The following is a 17,791-nucleotide window of genomic DNA, read 5'->3' as shown; positions in this document are numbered from 1 at the left end:
TCCTGACATTCTGTCTCTGACGTGATTCGTCCTGGAAGAAAAGTGGGAAATTCTAGGGAAGGGATCCGAAATCTCACTCCAGTTTTTGGTGGCGCTCCCGGGAAATGTCTCTAGAGCTACCGTTTGATTGCTGAGCCGCGGCGGGGACTTGGCCCGCCAGAGGTTGCGGTTCGAGTTCGGATCCGGTGCCCTCGTGGCTGAGGCGAACGACGGCAACGTGACGCGGGCGAGTGCGCAGCACCACGCCCGACCGGTTCCTTACCTGATCCAAAGAGTCGTCAGATAGCAGCCCACTACTTTTAGGCCAGGTCTCGATCAACCACTTTCGAGCGGTGAGCATTCTGGTTCGGTGCCGCAAAGAAATACGAGGCCACGGCGTGGCCGATCTGCTGTTACTCCTGGTAGTAGTGCTGTTCGAGACCCTTGATGAGCAGTTCGGGCTCTCCGCTCATTGCGGCGTCGACCAGCAGCAGATGCCTGTCCGCCTGGCTGTCGGCGGTTCCCACGCCGCGCCGCATTATCGGCACCATCATGACGGCGAGAAGCGACTCCAGGCTCTGCCATGCCTCCACCAGTTTGGCCTTTGGCTGCTGATTCATCAGCGTTCCGTGGAACTCGCGGTCCAACCTCATGAGATCGTCTACGTCCTCTGGCAGACGAAGCCCCCGCATGCGTTCGGCGATGCGCCTCAGTTCTTTCTCAACGCTTTCGGACGGCGGAAGCACGGCGTGCATGGCAGCTCGTCCTTCGAGGGCTGCGAAGACTTCCCCGATCTCGGCGATGTCGCCGTCGCTGAAGTATCGAACCCGGTTACCTGAACCCGGCGAGAATTCGACGAGCCCGGTTGCGGCAAGGCGCGTCAGGGCCTCGCGGACTGTGCCGCGGCTCACAGACAGATCTTCAGCGAGCCTCTTTTCTACGAGATGCCGACCCGGATCGAGGGTTCCCAGGATGATTTCCCTCCTGATTCGGTGCGCCACTTGATCCACGAGCGTTGTTCGCTCCGCAACCCGAGGCGCAAGCGTTCTCGCGAGAGACGTCCTTGCTGGCTCAGAGGTAGGTTGACTCTCCATTGCGCTCACACCCCTATCGGCTAATGGCAGCCACCCGCGCTTTGGAGTGGGCCTTGACACTAGATCACCAAACGATAGTATCAAACAATCATGTCGGACACGATTGTCGGACACTATGGTCGGATAGGACATCAAAATGCATGATGGCTTCAGAAGCCAAGAGGCCGTGGTTCGCGGCCACTTCCACATCGCTGCTCTCCCTGGCGGCGGTTTGGATCTGCCGTACATCCAGATCCATGGCGGGGAGCCCGGGCCGCGGCTGACGATGCTCGCGGGCGTCCATGGCTGTGAGTATGCGGCCATGGCTGCTCTGCGGGAGTTTGTTGCAGAGGTCAATCCTGCGGAACTGAGGGGGATCATCACCGCGGTTCCCGTGGTAAACCTCCCGGCTTACCTGAGCCGGACGCCCTTCATCGTTCCAATGGACGGCAAGAATCTGAACAGGTGCTTTCCTGGCGACCCGAACGGCAGCTTTTCGGACGTACTGGCACACCATGTGTTCGAACGCTTCATCCGGGAAGCCGACTTCGTCGTCGACCTTCATTCCGGAGACGTACCGGAAGCTATCGAGCCGGTAGTTATCTACGACGAGTCACCGGTGGGTGAGGCTGCACGGCGGATCGCGGTGGCGTACGGAACACAGCACGTGATCAGGCAGCCTGCCGCCTCACGGGTTACCACCGGCACCACGAGTTCTGCGGCCGCGGATGCCGGTGTCCCGGCGATCACCGCTGAGGCAGGAGGCGGCGGCATCATCGATCGCAAGGCTGTCGCCATTCATGTCAGGGGCCTGCGGAATGTGGCGGCGACCCTGGGAATGCTCCCCTATGACGTTGAGCAGACCCCTGGCCAGGCGGAGCACGACCAAGGCTGGAGCTGGATTCATTCGCCGGTGGGCGGTTGGTGGCAACCGAGCGTCGAACTTGGCAAGCCTGTTTCCAAGGGGGAGCTTCTCGGACAGGTCAGTGACCTCTTCGGCGACGTCATCCACAAAGTCAAGGCAACGCACGCCGGAATACCCATGATCATCACCACGAGTCCCGCGATCGCCGCAGACGGACTCCTTATGGTTCTAACCCAGGAGGTTTCAGAGTGAGCACCACCAAGAAGCGAGTGGCCGTCATCGGTCTCGGAACGGCAGGCAGCATGTCTGCCTGGCGCCTGGCTTCACGGGGCATGGAGGTAGTCGGTTACGAGCAGTTCGGAATCGCCCACGACCGCAGCGCCCACGCGGGCGAGTCCCGTATCTTCCGCACCGCCTACTTCGAAGACCCCGAATACGTGCCATTGCTTCGCACCGCCAAGGCACTGTGGCAACAGCTCGAGGGCGAGACAGGCACCAATCTCCTTACCCTTGCCGGCAATCTCATGCTGGGGGAGGCATCATCGCAGATGGCCAACGTCAGTGACTCCATCGACAAGTTCGGGGTGGACGCCTCCATCATTCCGCTCGACGAGGCGCGCACCCGCTGGCCGCATCATCCGTTCCACGAGGGCGACGCCGTTGTCCTGGACCGTGAGGCTGGCTATCTTCGCCCTGAGCTCGCGGTGCTGAAGGCCGCCTACCGAGCCATGTCGCTGGGCGCCCAACTCCGCACCTACAGCCCAGTTGAAGGGGTCGAAGTCAAGGAGGGCGGGGTCTGGGTCAGCGCCCATGGCCGGAGCGAGCGATACGACCACGTTGTGGTCACCACCGGCCCCTGGGCTGCGAAGCTGCTTCCGGAACTCGCGCCACTCGTGCAGGTTCGCAAGGCGGTATCAGCGTGGTTCGTCACGAAGGAACGCGGAGCATTTGATCCGGCCAACTTCCCATGCTTCATACGCACGACGCCTGAAGAGTTTTATGGACTGCCGGCGATGGACGGGAACGGGCTGAAACTAGGCCTGTCCGGCACCGTCAACCGTCTGGTCGATGACCCCGACGCCCTCGACCGCACGGTCCCCATCGACGAAATGAAGGCATTCAGGCAACTCGTGGCCGATTCCTTCCCGGCACTCTATCCGGATCCTGTCCGTGTGGCCGCCTACATGGAGGGCTACACCCAGGACGGGCACGGGATCGTTGGGCGGCTTGGCGGCGAGGACCGCATCACTGTCCTCACGGGCCTGTCCGGTCATGGGTTCAAGCTTGCGCCGGCGCTCGGCGAAATCGCCGCGGACTACGCCCTTCACGGTGCCAGTGACAGCACGATCCCGCTCCTGAGCCCCGAGCGGTTCCTTACCGTCCAGACCTCGACGGCGAACCCGTGAGGTGACGTAAGGCCCCGTCCCGGTCATTAACTGCATCCATCTGGCACCACTGCACGGCTTACCTGTAACCGCACCATCCCAACCAAAAAAAATTCCAAGGAAAACACCATGAAGACACAAAATAAGGTCCACGCCGCTGTGGCCTCACTGGCCCTCCTGATTGGCTTAACCGCGTGTGGCAGCGCCGCCGGTAGCGAACCTTCGGCCAGCCCCACCGAGCTGGGCCTGAGGGACATCTCGGAGGGTGTCCAGCCCGATCCGAAGGCTGTAAGCCTCCTGCCGAAGTCGTACAAGGACAAGGGCGAGCTCACGGTGGCCGCGGACCTGCACTACCCGCCGACCGTCTTCCTCGCCGAAGACAACAAAACCCCGATCGGCCTCAACCCGGACATCACCCGGCTCATTGCCAAGAAGCTTGGCGTAAAGGTGAAGTTCGAGGACACGAAGTTCGACACCATCATTCCGGGACTTGACGGTGGCCGCTTCGACTTCACAGTCTCGACCATGGCCAAGACCGAGGACCGGCTCAAGGTCGTAGACATGATCGACTACTTCAAGGCTGGCAGCTCCATTGGGGTGACCGCCGGAAACCCGCAGAAACTCACCAACGAGACTCTGTGCGGGAAGAGCATCGCCGTCACCCAGGGATCCACCGGTCAGCTGTTGCGCCTTCCGGCCCTGAACGAGATGACCTGCACCTCCAAGGGACAGCCCGCGATCAACGCGGTAACGCTGCCCAACATCCAGGAAGCCCTTGTCCAGCTGCACTCCAAGCGCATCGACGGCATCCTCTACGACACCACGGCACTCGCTTGGGCACAGACGCAGCAGCCGGGCTCCTTCCAGATGCTCACACCTCCGCTCAACGTCGGCGGAACCGGCATCACGGCAGTTGCGCTGAAGAAGGGCTCGCCGCTGACCCCGGCCATCCAGGCAGCAGTCCAGTCGATCCTCGCGGACCCGGAGTACAAAGAGTCGCTCAAAACCTGGGGCCTCGAGTTTGGGGCCATCACCGACGCCAAGTTGAACTAGCAGGTGCCTGAATGACAACGGCTATCAGCAAAGGAAACAAAGCTGCCATGGGAAGCATTGATGCAGCGCTCAAGCCACGGCTTCGGCTTCGGACCCGCTCGGAATACGCGGGGTGGATCCTTAGCATCCTCGTCGGCGTCGGGATCCTCACCTCCGTCCTGACAAACTCCAACTTCAAGTGGGAGATCGTCGGGAAGTACTTCTTCGCTGAGACGATCCTTCGCGGGCTCATGCTCACGATCTTCCTCACGGTTGCAAGCATGGCCCTGGGAACCTTGCTCGGGCTTGCCCTTGCGATCATGCGGGCTTCGCACGTGAAGCCGGTCTCCATGACAGCCGGGCTCTACATCACGTTGTTCCGGGGCACCCCAGTGCTGGTGCAGCTGATCTTCTGGTTCAACATCTCCGCCCTTTACCCGAACCTGAGCATCGGGATCCCGTTCACCGACATCAGCACCGCCATCGACGTCAACACGATCATGGGCCCGATCACCGCAGCCCTCGTGGGCCTGACTCTCAACCAGGCCGCGTACATGGCCGAGATCATCCGCGGCGGCTTTTCCGCGGTAGGCAAAGGCCAGCTCGAGGCCGCCGACTCGCTCGGAATGAGCGCGTCCATGAGGATGCGCAAGGTCATCATCCCGCAGGCCATGCCGTCCATCATCCCGGCAACCGGCAATCAGTTCATCGGAATGTTCAAGGAGACATCACTGGTCAGCGTTCTCGGCGTGGCCGAGCTTCTGCAGAGCACCCAGTTGATCTACGCGCGCACCTTTGAGACCATCCCGCTGCTCATCGTGGCCAGCCTCTGGTATCTGGTCATGACGCTGCTGCTGAGCTACCCGCAGTCCAAGCTCGAACAGAAGTACTCCCGCGCAACCGCCAGGCTTCCCCGGAAGTCGAAACCCGTTGTGCTGACCGACCCGGAAGGTATCGCCCGATGAGCACCGACGGCACTATCCTTGCCCGGAAAATCCGAAAGTCCTTTGGACCCAAGACAGTCCTGAAGGACATCGACCTGGAGATTGCCAGCGGAGAGATCTGCTGCATCATCGGCCCCAGCGGCTCGGGAAAGTCCACCATCCTTCGCTGCATCAACGGTCTTGAGACCGTGGACTCCGGTGTTCTGAAGGTCAACGGCGAGGACTTCGGCTACTACGAAACCGACAAGGCCTACCACGCCCTGCCAACGAAGAAACTGGCCCAGCAGCGCACCAGGGTTGGCATGGTCTTCCAGCAGTTCAACCTGTTTCCGAACATGACCGCCCGGGAGAACGTCATGTCCGGACCGGTCCTGGTCAAGCGCGCGGACAAGAAGGAATCAGCCAAACGAGCCCAGGAACTGCTGACAAGCGTCGGGCTCGGCGCGTTCGGGGATCGCTACCCCGCCGAGCTCTCCGGTGGGCAGCAGCAACGCGTCGCGATCGCCAGATCGCTGGCCATGGACCCGGACATCATGCTCTTTGACGAACCAACATCTGCACTGGACCCCGAAAAGGTCGGTGAAGTCCTGGCAGTCATGAAGGAGCTCGCCAAGAAGGGCATGACCATGGTGGTAGTCACCCACGAGATGGGCTTCGCCCGCGAAGTGGCCGATTCCCTGATCTTCATGGACGACGGCTACGTCGTCGAACGCGGCGACGCCCGGGAAGTCCTCGCCAACCCCCAAGAGTCCCGCACCCAGTCCTTCCTCGAGAAAGTGCTCTGAAATGACAGATGGAAAACTGGCCGTCATCGGCCTCGGCACCATTGGCAGCATGGCCCTATGGCAGGCCTCCCGGCTATCCGATTCCGTGGTCGGATTCGAAGCGCAGCTCCCTGCCCACGGACGCAGTGCCGTTGGCGGAGACACCCGCCTGTTCCGCATGCTCAACCTAAACCCGGGCTTCAACCCCATCCTGCAGAGCTCCCAACGTCTCTGGGCCGAGCTTGAGGACGAAACCGGACAGGACATCCTCCTGCGCTGCGGCGGAATCTACATTGGTACGGCGAACGGCCAGTACATCCCGCAGCTGCTCGAGTCGGCGCGGGCGACCGGCGTAGCGCACCAGATCCTCTCCCGGAGGGAGATGGCCGAGCGGTATCCGCAGCACAACCTGCGTTCGGACGACATCGGTGTGTTCGACCCCAATGGCGGCGCGATAAGGACGGATCGGGCCGTCACGGCTGCGGTCTCCGCAGCCCAGGCCAACGGTGCGACCGTGCTCACCAACACCCCAGTAGACGGGATCCGGGAAACTGTAGACGGTGTCGTGGTGACCTCCGGGGACAAGTCCTGGACGTTCGAGAACGTCATCGTCGCCTCCGGCGGCTGGTCACAGAAGCTCATGCCGGAGTCGCTCCAAGCACACACCCAACCCAACAGGGTCTTCCTCACGTGGTTCGTCGCGAAAAATCCAGCGCTCTTCTCTCCAGAGCGGTTTCCTGTCTTCGTCCGGCTCTCCGGAGACCGCTCCATGTATGGTGCGCCCGCCGTTGACGGGGTCACCGTTAAGGCAACCCTGAATTTCCGGCCAACGCCTACCAGGAACCCCGATGCAGTTCCCAGGGAACTTACTCCGGCAGAGGTTGCCGAGACGATCGAGACGGTCAGCGAGTTCTTCCCCGGCCTGTATCCGAACATCGTCCGCTCGGACGCTTTCCCGGACCTCTTCACGACCGACCGCAACCCCCTGCTCGGCCGGTTGGATCCAGGCAGCAGGGTCTACTGCGCGACAGGGTTCTCCGGCGGGGGCTTCAAAATGGCCACCGGATACGGCGAGATCGCCGCACGCGAAGCACTTGGCTCGCAAACATTCGAGGGGCTGGACTTCGTGCGTCCGGAACGGTTCATGAGCGTCCACAGCACGCAGGCTGCCGCGGCCGGACACTCCTCTTCCCACAACTAGTGAAAGCGTTGATATGAGCCTTCCCTTCGCCCCCACTGATACTCGAATCGGGCTGGTCGCCAACGGCGTGTCCGGCTCGCCATCACACCGGCTTCAGGCTCTGGGTTTGGAGTTGCCCAGACTCGCTGACAACCCGTACTACCTTCACCACCGCTCGATGGACTCCAGCATTCACATCTCAGGCCAACTGCCGTACAAAGACGGCGAGCTCCTGGGCACCGGGATCGTCGGCCGCGACGTGGAGCTTGAAACAGCGCAGGAGCTGGCCCGCCACGCCGCGCTTAACGCACTCGCTGCCGCCGTCCAAGCGGTGGGGGATCTGGACAAGGTCCGCATCGTACAGATGCTCGTCTTTGTGGCCAGCACTCCGGACTTCGGCCTGCAGTCGCAGGTGGCCAATGCAGCCAGTGACTTGCTCATCGGGGTGCTGGGCGAGAACGGACGGCACGCCCGTACTGCGATCGGTGTCGCCGGACTGCCGCGTAGGAGCCCGGTCGAGATCCAGATGGTCTGCACGGAGGCATAGGGCATGAACAATAAGGAGCACAGCGTGAACCGCATTCAGCAAGCTCTAGGGACACTCATCGGTCGGATCGACACGCCCTCACCCATCGTGCTGTCCGACGTGATGCAGGACAACATCGACCGGATGCAGGCCTTCGCAATCCAGCAGAACCTCGAAGTCAGGCCACACGTCAAAACCCACAAATGCGTGGAAATCGGCCGGCGCCAGCTCAAAGCAGGTGCCGTCGGAATCACCGCAGGCAACGTCGGCGAGGCAGAGGTCTTCGCCGCTGCCGGGTTCGACAACATCTTCATCGCCTATCCGATCTGGCCGGCTGGAACCAAGGGCCCGCGGATCCGCAAGCTCGCTGAGACAACCAGGCTCCGGGTCGGCGTCGACAATATCGCCTCGATCGATGCCCTGGCCGACGCGATGGGATCAGAAGCGGAGCTGCTGCAGGTAGTGATCGAGGTCGATTGCGGTGCCCGACGGTCCGGGGCCGCTCCCGAGGCTGCCGGTGACCTCGCCCTCGCAGCCCGCAAGCGTGGCCTGATCCCGGCCGGTGTCTTCACCTATCCCGGCCACGGCAGTGCCGGACCGGACGCCCGCAAGCGAGCCGCGGAGGACCAGGACGCCGCACTCATCACCGCCGTACGGAGCCTCAGCGCAGTTGGCGTGACACCGGAGGTGGTCAGCGCCGGCTCCACACCCACCGTGGAATTCGCCACCAACAGCGTCATCACCGAGATCCGGCCCGGCGAGTACGTCTTCAACGACCTCAACAACACCAGGCTTGGTGCCTGCACTGAGGACCAGATCGCGCTGTTCCTCGCTGGCACAGTGGTCAGCGACTGGGTCCCCGATCAGGTTCTTTTGGATATCGGAACCAAAGCCCTCGGCCGAGAAGGCAGCCCCGAGATCGGGTACGGCGGCATTGCGGGCACTACGGCCGTATTGTCCAAGCTCAACGAGTACCACGGCTTCCTTCCCCTGCCCGGGGACGGATTCCGCCCCCGCGTCGGGACCGTGCTTCCCGTGGTGCCAAACCACGTGTGCCCGGTGGTGGTCAATTTCGAGGAGTACATCGTCACCGACAGCACCGGAACGTCACTGGAACGGTGGCCGGTGGACGCCCGCGGATTCCTCAACTGACTGGAGTGCCGGGGGACTGAACATTCGTCCCCCGGCATTCCCCAGTCCTCATCCCAAACAACCAACCTCACACAATGGAGTGACCGACTTGAGACTAGACAAGACCACCGCCGTGGTGACCGGCGCCAGCAGCGGAATCGGCGAGGCAGTGAGCTCACGTTTCCGGGGGGAAGGCGCCCGCCTGCTGCTGACCGGCCGACGGGCGCAACTCGGCAGTGCCCAAGATGAGGACCTGTACGTGCCTGGCGACCTTAACGACGAAGCATTCGTCGAAAGCCTCGCCCGGCAGGCCGCCGAATCCTTCGGCACCGTTGACGTAGTCGTCCTCAACCACGGCCTGCAGGTCACCGGACCGCTCACGGAAATGGCTTATGAGGATGCCAAGAACGTGCTGCACAGCAACCTGCTGAGCTCGTTCCTGATGATGAAGCACTTCGCGCCGCTGATGCCAGCCGCCGGAGGTTCGTTCGTGCTCGTCAGCTCACGGCTCGGGATGGTCGGCATGGCAGATCAAGTCCTGTACTCCGCGGCCAAGGGGGGCCTGATCATGCTGGCGAAGGGCGCGGCCATCGAGTGGGCCTCACGGAACATCCGCGTCAACGTCGTCGCTCCAGGCCTGACCGCTACCCCAATCATCGAAGCCTCAATCCAGCGCAGGGACGACCCCGAGGCCTACCGTCGGCAACGCGAAGGCCAGATCCCACTCCAACGCCTTGCCACGCCCAAAGAAGTCGCCGACGCCATCCTCTTCCTCGCATCCAAGGAAGCGTCCTACATCACCGGAGCGACGCTCCCGGTAGACGGCGGATACACCGCCTTCTAGCAGCGCATGATCCACAAAAACAGCGGGGCCCGGTCCACCGCCGGGTCCCGCCCCCTTCCCAACAAAGTCTGAAACTGGAGCAACGCCCATGAGTACTGCCCTGAACCTCACCGAAACCCGGCTGTTCATCGGCGGGGAATGGAGACGATCCGGCACAGGAGCCATGCTGCCGGTCATCAACCCCGCCACCGGCGAAGCGATCGCGCACGTCTCCGACGGCTCTATCCAGGACGGAGTGGCGGCCCTGGACGCCGCCTGCGCGGCCCAGGACGCGTGGGCAGCAACACCGGCAAGGGAACGCGCGGACATCCTCGCCCGCACCTATCAGGGCATCATCGCCCGCCGCGACGATTTCGCCCGCCTGATCGTGGATGAGATGGGCAAGCCCTGGGCCGAAGCCCAATCCGAAGTCGACTACGGCGCAGGTTTCTTCCGCTGGTTCGCAGAATCCGCCGGACGTATCCACACCGAAGGCCAGTTCGGCGTCGAACCGGGCTCCAACTACCACATGGCAGTGTCCAAACGCCCGGTGGGCCCCTCCCTGCTGATCACCCCATGGAACTTCCCCCTTGCCATGGGCGCCCGCAAGATCGCACCGGCCTTGGCCGCCGGCTGCACCACCATCCTCAAGCCTGCCGCCCAGACCCCACTGACGTCCCTGCTACTCGCCCAGGTCCTCCAGGAAGCAGGCGTGCCCGCCGGTGTGATGAACGTCGTCGCGACGAGCAACTCCCGGGATCTGATCGGCGGCATCATGAGCGACGAACGGACCCGAAAGATCTCCTTCACCGGCTCCACCGAAGTCGGCCGGGTACTCCTGGCCCAAGCCGCGCAGAACGTCATGAACACCTCCATGGAACTCGGCGGGAACGCGCCATTGATTGTTTTCGACGACGCCGACCTCGATACCGCCATCGAAGGCGCCTACCTCGCCAAGCTCCGCAATGGCGGCCAGTCCTGCGTCGCAGCCAACCGGATCTATGTCCAGGCCGGCATCGCGCCCGAGTTCACCAAACGCTTCACGGAACGCCTCGCCGCCGTCAACGTAGGCAACGGCCACGAACCCAGCACCGGCCTAGGACCACTGATCGATGACAAGCAACGCGCAACCGTCCACAACCTCGTCACCGACGCCGTCGCCAAGGGAGCAACCTGCCTCACCGGCGGCCAGGTCATCGACGGCCCCGGCTACTACTACCAACCCACCGTCCTGACCAACATTCCAACCAACGCCAACATCAGGGAAGAAGAAATCTTCGGCCCCGTCGCAGCCATCTACACCTTCGACACCGAAGAAGAAGCCATCGTCGAAGCGAACGCCACCCCTTATGGCCTGGCCTCCTACATCTTCACTCAGGACCTTGGGCGGGCACTGCGCGTCGCCGACGCGATTGATGCCGGCATGACAGGAATCAACCGCGGACTCATCAGCAACCCGGCCGCACCCTTCGGCGGGACCAAACAATCAGGCCTCGGGCGCGAAGGGGGAATCGAAGGCCTCGAGGCCTACCAGGAAACCAAATACACCGGCATCCAACTCTGACCTGACTGGTCATGTCCGCCCAAACGCTAGAGAAACCATGGACGATTTCGCGGAGTGGAAGAGGCTTTTACGGCTGCCCATCGAAATGCGAAAGGCCGACCAGCGGAACCGTGGATGGCGCGAGGACCCAACGAGATAGCGGTTCAAGATCCTCGGCGTCCCAAAACGGTTGATGCCCACCCGTGGAATGTCACGGCAGGCCGAGATGAGCCGTCTGAAGTGGGTGCATAGGGGTGGCCTCGTCAGGCCGCCTCGAGCTACACCAACTTCGTTCCCGTCAGGCCAAAGCCTGGGTTGCCCGGAGCTCACATCCGGAACTTGATAGGGATACTTGCTTGATGCAGATCGGGGCGGACACCTGTCGGAATCCGCTATTCGGAACCGTAGGTATTCCTCCAAATGGTTCTTTTCGCGTTCAAACCCGGCAGAGTCTACTGCACCGGAAGTGGCCTTTCTAAAGCTGTGAAGGCTGCATTGCTGACCATCCGGGGTGACCACACGCTCATCGGGCTGGCTCGGCCGGACGGTTGTGCCTAGCCCCAGCGGGTGCGTGGGACCGTCCCCCTCTCCTCCAACGAGTGTGAGTAATCAGCGGCCAATAGCCCTGATGCACGGAGCAGTGGCGCATCGGCGCCGGGTTCCTCCCGGGACGCCGCGGACCTCCCAGGAGGGTAGGGTGTCTGCGCACGTATCAATTCTACGCAGGGTAGAAAAAATGTTTGCGAGTCCAAGGTGATTGGTCGTGGGTGTTCGATGAAGTGCTGCGAAGGTGCAGAGTCTTCTTGGGGCCCCTGACATGGGAAAACGCGCAAAAGCATGCCGAGACGGGTTCTCTTCCGTCTTTCTACTCGTCCCACTTGCTGGCCGATACCGATGTTCTGTCGTCGGGTCGGTCGGAAGGTCTTGTCATGATGCTCGTGGTCTTCTCCGCCATGTTAACAAGGAAGGAGGTGCCGCCGTCGTGTTGGATGTTTCATCGTTCTGCCGGGTAGGGTGTGGTCGGATTTTGGTTCGTTCGACGGATGGGTGTGAGTCGTGCCCCAGGGGCCGCCGCCTCATCCCGGCAGGAGGCTCCAAGCGGGCTAAAAGGCTGAGCCTTAGCAGGCGATCTCCAGTGTGTGGCGGCTCCCCTTTTGCTGGTGCCGCTCCGACTGTGCAGAGCAGCTTGGGTCCCCTTTTCGTCGGTGGCGATCGAGCAAAAAAGAAGTGTGAACAATGTCCACACTTTCCACCCCGGACTGGCCGGTACTGCCGTCGGACTGGCCCCGATTCCGCTTGTTTCCGCCACTTCCCAGTGTTTCCAAGGCCAGGAATCGCCTTCGAGTCCCACCTCGGGCACGGCATACCCCCTCGTCAGAGGGGGTTTTTGCTTTAACGTGTTGACAGCTGTTGACAGGAGCCTCTGATGTGGTGCCGGCTGGTGCCTGGCCGCCGGTTGGCCTGTTCAGTTACGGGGGAGCGGGCTCAGGGTATTGGCGGGTTGACCCTCCGCTTGCTCTGAACTGGGTTTATGCGATCCTCTCTTTGGTGCGTCCGGTAGGTCGTGGTTGGCCTACACGTCTTCATGGGTAGGCCCGCGAAACACAACATGATGTAGGGGAATCTTCGTCGGAAGTCCCTGAAGGCTCGTGTCTATCAGGACATTAGGCCCTCGTGTCCGACCGCTTGTGCGATCGGAGGTCCTGTGGATGCTGTGCACAGCTGAATTGTTCGACTGCCCGCATCGCCAATGGCTTAGGAGGTCGACGATGGGGCGCCCTCCATGAGCGCTCGAATCGCGCTGCAGATATCCGATTCGGTGCTCACCAAGTTCTTTTTGATTGGGCGATGGGGACGGTGACGGCTTGGGCCACAGCACTTGTGAGAAAAAAAGGGGCCTCACGCTGGCTCGCCACCTGGCCGGGAAAGGCGCAGACGTGGATGCAGGATCGAATGCTGTCGCCAACTGCGCCGCCGCTGGAAAGTACAGAGCGCTGTGAGGCACCTCGGGGTGAAGGAGCGCGGGGGATTATCCCTGCTTATGGTTCCGCCGACTTTGCAGTCTGTGCCACTGTCACGCTGATGTCGTCTCCAGCTCTGAGGGGTTGGCGGGCGAAGATCCCCTCGTGCGCCAGCACCGGCCGATTGTCTCCAGCAAGTTCGGTGTAGCGCTCTTCGAGTTTTTCTCTTTTCTCGATGCTTCGTTGCCATGCGCGGACAGTCTCCGGGTCTCCGCCGTTCACCTGTTGCCAGCTGCGGGGGCGGTCCTCTTTTGATGGCCCAGGATCGACTCGACCACTCAGGCCTACACGTGGAGGTCTCCTTTTGGCTGCAGAAGAGCAGATGGGGCAGGCGGGATCGTTGGCAAACATCGACGTGAGGCCAGCTTCAAAATCGTGTCCATTGGCGCAACGGAAGTCATAGAGAATCACTGGTAATGCCCTTGCTGTGCCCACCGTATCTGGCTCGTCTGCTCGGACTCGTGCCCGAAAATCATTTCGGCGTTCGTCCGCTCTTGTATTCGCCGCAGCTTCTCTACTGATTCAAGCCAGAGGAGGTTGTTCCACACAACGGCGGCACCAACTGCTGGTGGGCCGAAGGAGTCCCGCAAGTAGACTGCGTCCGAGGTAAAGATCTTGGTCCCGTCCTCCGCCAGGTCGACCTGAAGCGACATTGTTCCCCAAGTGTGGCCGGGGGTGTCTATGACGGAAACCCCAGGGACAATTTCCGTATCGCCCTCGATGGCATCGATGTTGAGACCTTCGAAGTCCGCTTTTAGGTGTCCTCCCAGGTGCGAGCCCATTATTTCCTTGACTCCCTCCAGTTCCTTACGGTTCGCGACGATCTTGGTCTTGCCGTTGTCGAAGAGCCGCGCGTTACCTGCGTGATCAAGATGCAGGTGGGAAAGGATGAGTAAGTCTATGTTCGAGGGTTCAAGGCCGACTTGTGCGAGCGAAGAGTCCAGGAAACCAGATGCGCTGGATGCATCAGTCTTGACCGGAAAGAAATTGTCCATGCCGCTCTCTTGCCAGCGCGAACTCCAATCACGGGGGACGCCGGTGTCCCAGAGAATGCGTCCTTCGGGGTGTTCAATCAGGACTGCATGCGTTGGGATTTCGCCCCACTCACGCTGACGCTCCTTATTGTTGCGGTCCGCGATGATCCTTCCTGGCTTCAACAGGAGCCACGCCATGTCGGCTTCCATCACCCCGGTCTCCAGAACACGGACCTTCAACTGATCTGTCATCGCACTCCATTCCCTAATCAAGGTCACAGCAGTAGATCGCCATACTGTCAGACGATCGGCCGATCATCAAGACTGGCACTTGCACACAAAAGCTATTGCGCGTGACCTGCCTCATACCTATACTCATGGAACAGCTCGTTATGATTGTCATACATTCGTTCTTCATACAAACGAGTTGGTGCGTATCCGTCGCCGGCTGACGTTGAAGTGGCTGTCAGCCAACTTATAAGGAGTTCAGAATGGTCAAAGAAGACCACGATTGCGTTTCTTCTCCCGGCAGCGGGAAGAAACTGGTCAGGCGTGCGGGGTGGGCATTTGCCGTGGCATCGGTCTTGGCGCTCACTGCCTGTGGCGGCGGGGGTAATGACTTTGGTCCGGCGGGTGGTTCTGGGACTTCAACGTCTTCCGAGTCAGCATTGTCATCCCTTCCGCCTGATGCACAGACCGCTTACCAGAATGCTGACGCGTTGACCGGAAAAACGCCCTACGGTGAATCATGGCAGCCCAAGGGGCCTGCACCATGGACCATTGGCTATACAAGTCCCTACGCGGGCAATTCCTGGCAGACAACGGCCATGGACCACCTGATGAAGGATGTAGTTCCGCGGTACCAGAAGGCTGGCCTCATCAAAGAGGTGATCGTCGCCCAATCAGGGGGCGACGACACGGTGCAAAACCAGCAGATCCGGCAACTCGTAGACCAAGGCGCCGACATCCTGATCGCTTGCTGCTCAGCAAAAACCGCCTTGAACCAGTCCATTGAGTACGCTCATGAAAAGGGAGTACCTTTCGTTGCATGGAGTGGGCATGTGGATTCGCCTTACACCGTCAGTGCTGTGACCAACTACCGTCAGGCCGGAAGCGTCTTTGCGAAGTCAGTCTTCGACAAGATCGGTGGCAAGGGCAACGTCCTGGATGTTCAAGGTGTGCCGGGAGCCACAAATGCCATCGATTTCGAAGCCGGGGTTCAGGATGCGCTGAAGGAATACCCCGAGGTTAAGCTTGTAGGCTCTGTAAACGGGATGTGGTCAGCGCCGGTGACAAAGACCGAGGTGCAGAAGTTCCTAGCGACCCACCCAGGCCAGCTCGACGGCATCGTCGCTCAGCCTGCCTCCGCTACCGGTGCCTTGCAGGCACTGCAGCAGTCTGGCCGTCCCGTGGTTCCGATTAACATCGGTGGCGAAACAGGAGCTGCGTGCTATTGGGTGAACCATCCGGAATTCGCTGACACTGGCTACAATATTTGGCCGCCCAAGGGTGAGATGGAACTTGGCATCGAGACCGCAGTCCGGATCCTTCAGCAGCAGGGGCCGAAAATTCAATCCATTGTTCTAAGCGTGTCGCCCATAAGTTACGACGAAGCCAAGGAGGCCCTCGGGTCCAACTGTGATCCTAACGCCGATGGCTGGCTGGAACCTAAGGATGGGTGGCTTACCGGCACCAAGCTTGATGCTTTCTTCGAGAAGCCAAGTGATCCCTTTGCCTGGAAGAAGCCGTAGAAGTCGGGCATGCTCCGCTCCCGAGATAGCTGATCACCGGAAGCGATAGTTACCAAAGAAACAAAACCAAGAAGCTGTCAGATGCGCTGACAGACATCAAAGATGATGGATGGAGAATACGAGAAATGTCTGAGTATGATCTGGTCGTAATTGGTAGCGGTTTTGCCGGGGCCTCCGCGGCTCTGAGCTACTGCGAAAAAGCAGCCGACGAAGGTCGTTCCGGCCGCGTAGCACTGGTCGAAGTTGGAGCAGAAGACGAACGTTCTGGAGGGTCCCGCTGGACCATGGCTTGGCTTCGCGTCTACGAAGACGGCAGGCTCGACGAATCTTGGAAGGACCGAGTGCAGGAAACTTCCAAGGGGCTGGCTGACTTGGAATACTGCCTGGCACTCGAGCGCGAAGTCCCTGGAACCATCAAGTACCTGGAAGCCCACGGGGTCGAGCTGTACCAGCACTGGGAAAACGATGTCGCTCTTGAATACGAAACGGACAAGAGCATCAAATGGCCGGTCGGAGGCGGCCTTCAAATCGTCAATAACCTCCTGGCGCATTTCAAGAAGTTCGATAATTCCGAAATCCTCTATGAAACCGAGGCGGTGAAGCTCAGCATCTCGGATGAAGGGCGTGTTAACGGCGTAGTGGTCCGCGGTAAGGACGGGCTTCTTCGAACGCTCAGCTCGAAGGCCGTCATCATTGCATCGGGTGGGTTCGAGGGCAATCCCGAAATGTTGACTCAGTACCTTGGCAACAACGCTGTCGACATTAAGCCAATCGTTCCAGGGCTGCACCGCAATAAGGGCGCAGGTATCCGCATGGCCATGGACATCGGGGCCGACACCGCTGGACAGTTCGACATGTTCCACTCGGAGGTCGTCGACTCCCGGACCAGTCGCCCTGACTCTGTAATTTGGGGCCACAACTACGGCATCTGTGTCAACCAACAGGGCAAGCGCTTCTTCGACGAGGGCGAAGACTACCTGTTTGCCCACTTCGAACTGCTGGCATACGAAGTCTGGAAAAACCAGAACCAGAAGGCCTACTTCATCACTGATAAGCCAGTCATGGAACGCATGCGTCCAGGCTGGGTCTATGAGACCACCGATTTGGAGCCTGAGGAAGGCGCGACACTGGCTGAACTGGCAGGCAAGCTGGGCCTCAGCCCGGAAGCACTCGAAGCGACCGTTCAGGAATTCAACGCCGCTACCACCGGCGGACCATTCCAACCCGAAATCCTTGACGGGTTGAGCACCCAAGGTCTCGTCCCGCCAAAGTCCAATTGGGCGAATCGGATCGAATCCGGGCCATACTACGGATACCCGCTTGAGGCTAGGATCACGTTCACCTTTGGTGGGCTCAAAACAGACACCGAGGCGCGGGTTATCTCCGGCGGGGGAGTGCCGATCCCAGGCCTTTACGCAGCGGGCGAAATCACGGGATTGTTCTACCACGAGTACCCGCCGGCGACGTCCTCAATTCGCTCCATGACCTTTGGCCGAGTCGCAGGAGCGAACGCTGTGGGCTACCTGAACGAGCTGGAATCAGGCGACGCCTCCGTTTCGGGACCGGCGACTCCACTCGCCAGCCGTGCGGCTGAGGCGGCAGACAGCCAAGGCTCGGCCATCCCCGCAGTGCCGGAGTCCGAAGCTGCGTCGAAGGCTGCTGAGGCAGCCGGAAGCAGGCGGTAGCTGATGCAGGTGAGAGGCCTGCCGCGGGGTTACCTCGCCAAGTCCCCATCCGGGCATAAAACTAGATAACAGGAGTTGGCACGCCTCGGGAACGGGGCGTGCCACTCCCTTTGGG

The 17,791-nt window shown here is 61.0% G+C and carries 15 protein-coding genes; 12 read left to right on the top strand and 3 right to left on the bottom strand.

What is annotated here, in order from left to right; translation table 11 throughout:
• Nucleotides 1–392: 392 nt before the first annotated feature.
• The gene (locus AC1DCM_RS00435; RefSeq protein WP_441437327.1) at nt 393–1,073 is read right to left on the bottom strand and encodes a GntR family transcriptional regulator; all 681 of its coding nucleotides are present in this window, start codon (nt 1,071–1,073) and stop codon (nt 393–395) included.
• Nucleotides 1,074–1,209: 136 nt separating this feature from the next.
• On the opposite strand from AC1DCM_RS00435, the gene AC1DCM_RS00430 reads away from it, so the two are divergent.
• The 10 genes from AC1DCM_RS00430 to AC1DCM_RS00385 all read left to right on the top strand — a co-directional run bounded on the left by AC1DCM_RS00430 (nt 1,210) and on the right by AC1DCM_RS00385 (nt 11,266).
• On the top strand, nt 1,210–2,169 hold the full coding sequence (locus AC1DCM_RS00430; protein WP_476900901.1) for a succinylglutamate desuccinylase/aspartoacylase family protein: 960 nt from the start codon (nt 1,210–1,212) through the stop codon (nt 2,167–2,169).
• Entirely contained in the window at nt 2,166–3,323 is a 1,158-nt protein-coding gene (gene solA / locus AC1DCM_RS00425) for an N-methyl-L-tryptophan oxidase (protein ID WP_476900902.1), read from the top strand. Before AC1DCM_RS00430 ends, solA begins: the two co-directional genes overlap by 4 nt.
• Nucleotides 3,324–3,431: 108 nt before the next feature.
• Nucleotides 3,432–4,355, top strand: coding sequence for an ABC transporter substrate-binding protein (locus tag AC1DCM_RS00420; protein ID WP_476900903.1), 924 nt, complete (start codon nt 3,432–3,434; stop codon nt 4,353–4,355).
• 11 nt (nt 4,356–4,366) lie between these two features.
• Nucleotides 4,367–5,299, top strand: coding sequence for an amino acid ABC transporter permease (locus AC1DCM_RS00415; RefSeq protein ID WP_477516965.1), 933 nt, complete (start codon nt 4,367–4,369; stop codon nt 5,297–5,299).
• Nucleotides 5,296–6,063 carry an amino acid ABC transporter ATP-binding protein gene (locus tag AC1DCM_RS00410; protein WP_476900905.1) on the top strand — a complete coding sequence of 256 codons (768 nt, stop codon included), beginning with the start codon at nt 5,296–5,298 and terminating at the stop codon, nt 6,061–6,063. The genes AC1DCM_RS00415 and AC1DCM_RS00410 overlap by 4 nt, the downstream gene beginning before the upstream one ends.
• Before the next feature lies 1 nt (nt 6,064).
• Entirely contained in the window at nt 6,065–7,243 is a 1,179-nt protein-coding gene (locus AC1DCM_RS00405) for an FAD-dependent oxidoreductase (RefSeq protein WP_476900906.1), read from the top strand.
• Between the two features lie 13 nt (nt 7,244–7,256).
• Entirely contained in the window at nt 7,257–7,769 is a 513-nt protein-coding gene (locus AC1DCM_RS00400) for a RidA family protein (RefSeq protein WP_476900907.1), read from the top strand.
• 24 nt (nt 7,770–7,793) lie between these two features.
• Nucleotides 7,794–8,900 carry an alanine racemase gene (locus AC1DCM_RS00395; protein WP_476900908.1) on the top strand — a complete coding sequence of 369 codons (1,107 nt, stop codon included), beginning with the start codon at nt 7,794–7,796 and terminating at the stop codon, nt 8,898–8,900.
• Between the two features lie 88 nt (nt 8,901–8,988).
• Nucleotides 8,989–9,723 (top strand): SDR family NAD(P)-dependent oxidoreductase, encoded by a 735-nt coding sequence (locus AC1DCM_RS00390; protein WP_477516964.1) that lies wholly within the window; start codon nt 8,989–8,991, stop codon nt 9,721–9,723.
• Between the two features lie 88 nt (nt 9,724–9,811).
• A complete protein-coding gene (locus AC1DCM_RS00385; RefSeq protein WP_476900910.1) occupies nt 9,812–11,266 on the top strand; it encodes an NAD-dependent succinate-semialdehyde dehydrogenase in 1,455 nt (484 codons plus the stop codon).
• A gap of 2,018 nt (nt 11,267–13,284) precedes the next feature.
• On the opposite strand, the gene AC1DCM_RS00380 is transcribed toward AC1DCM_RS00385, so the two are convergent.
• Both AC1DCM_RS00380 and ahlD read right to left on the bottom strand, forming a co-directional pair.
• On the bottom strand, nt 13,285–13,677 hold the full coding sequence (locus AC1DCM_RS00380; protein WP_477516071.1) for an FmdB family zinc ribbon protein: 393 nt from the start codon (nt 13,675–13,677) through the stop codon (nt 13,285–13,287).
• Nucleotides 13,674–14,492, bottom strand: a complete 819-nt coding sequence (ahlD, locus tag AC1DCM_RS00375; protein WP_477516072.1) for an N-acyl homoserine lactonase AhlD — start codon at nt 14,490–14,492, stop codon at nt 13,674–13,676. The genes AC1DCM_RS00380 and ahlD overlap by 4 nt, the downstream gene beginning before the upstream one ends.
• A 239-nt stretch (nt 14,493–14,731) precedes the next feature.
• Between ahlD and AC1DCM_RS00370 the strand changes: the two genes are divergently transcribed.
• The gene (locus AC1DCM_RS00370; RefSeq protein ID WP_431114727.1) at nt 14,732–15,991 is read left to right on the top strand and encodes an ABC transporter substrate-binding protein; all 1,260 of its coding nucleotides are present in this window, start codon (nt 14,732–14,734) and stop codon (nt 15,989–15,991) included.
• 125 nt (nt 15,992–16,116) lie between these two features.
• The gene (locus AC1DCM_RS00365) at nt 16,117–17,676 is read left to right on the top strand and encodes an FAD-binding protein (RefSeq protein WP_431114728.1); all 1,560 of its coding nucleotides are present in this window, start codon (nt 16,117–16,119) and stop codon (nt 17,674–17,676) included.
• Nucleotides 17,677–17,791 lie beyond the last annotated feature (115 nt).

Source organism: Paenarthrobacter sp. 10N417, assembly GCF_056394745.1.
This window is presented reverse-complemented; position numbering and strand designations above follow the sequence as displayed.

What these genes read in the sequence shown, in the direction of transcription:
- AC1DCM_RS00435 (WP_441437327.1), bottom strand. Translation starts at nt 1,073, where the DNA reads ATGGAGAGTCAACCTACCTCTGAGCCAGCAAGGACGTCTCTCGCGAGA.
- AC1DCM_RS00430 (WP_476900901.1), top strand. Translation starts at nt 1,210, where the DNA reads ATGCATGATGGCTTCAGAAGCCAAGAGGCCGTGGTTCGCGGCCACTTC.
- AC1DCM_RS00420 (WP_476900903.1), top strand. Translation starts at nt 3,432, where the DNA reads ATGAAGACACAAAATAAGGTCCACGCCGCTGTGGCCTCACTGGCCCTC.
- AC1DCM_RS00415 (WP_477516965.1), top strand. Translation starts at nt 4,367, where the DNA reads ATGACAACGGCTATCAGCAAAGGAAACAAAGCTGCCATGGGAAGCATT.
- AC1DCM_RS00410 (WP_476900905.1), top strand. Translation starts at nt 5,296, where the DNA reads ATGAGCACCGACGGCACTATCCTTGCCCGGAAAATCCGAAAGTCCTTT.
- AC1DCM_RS00405 (WP_476900906.1), top strand. Translation starts at nt 6,065, where the DNA reads ATGACAGATGGAAAACTGGCCGTCATCGGCCTCGGCACCATTGGCAGC.
- AC1DCM_RS00400 (WP_476900907.1), top strand. Translation starts at nt 7,257, where the DNA reads ATGAGCCTTCCCTTCGCCCCCACTGATACTCGAATCGGGCTGGTCGCC.
- AC1DCM_RS00385 (WP_476900910.1), top strand. Translation starts at nt 9,812, where the DNA reads ATGAGTACTGCCCTGAACCTCACCGAAACCCGGCTGTTCATCGGCGGG.
- ahlD (WP_477516072.1), bottom strand. Translation starts at nt 14,492, where the DNA reads ATGACAGATCAGTTGAAGGTCCGTGTTCTGGAGACCGGGGTGATGGAA.
- AC1DCM_RS00370 (WP_431114727.1), top strand. Translation starts at nt 14,732, where the DNA reads ATGGTCAAAGAAGACCACGATTGCGTTTCTTCTCCCGGCAGCGGGAAG.
- AC1DCM_RS00365 (WP_431114728.1), top strand. Translation starts at nt 16,117, where the DNA reads ATGTCTGAGTATGATCTGGTCGTAATTGGTAGCGGTTTTGCCGGGGCC.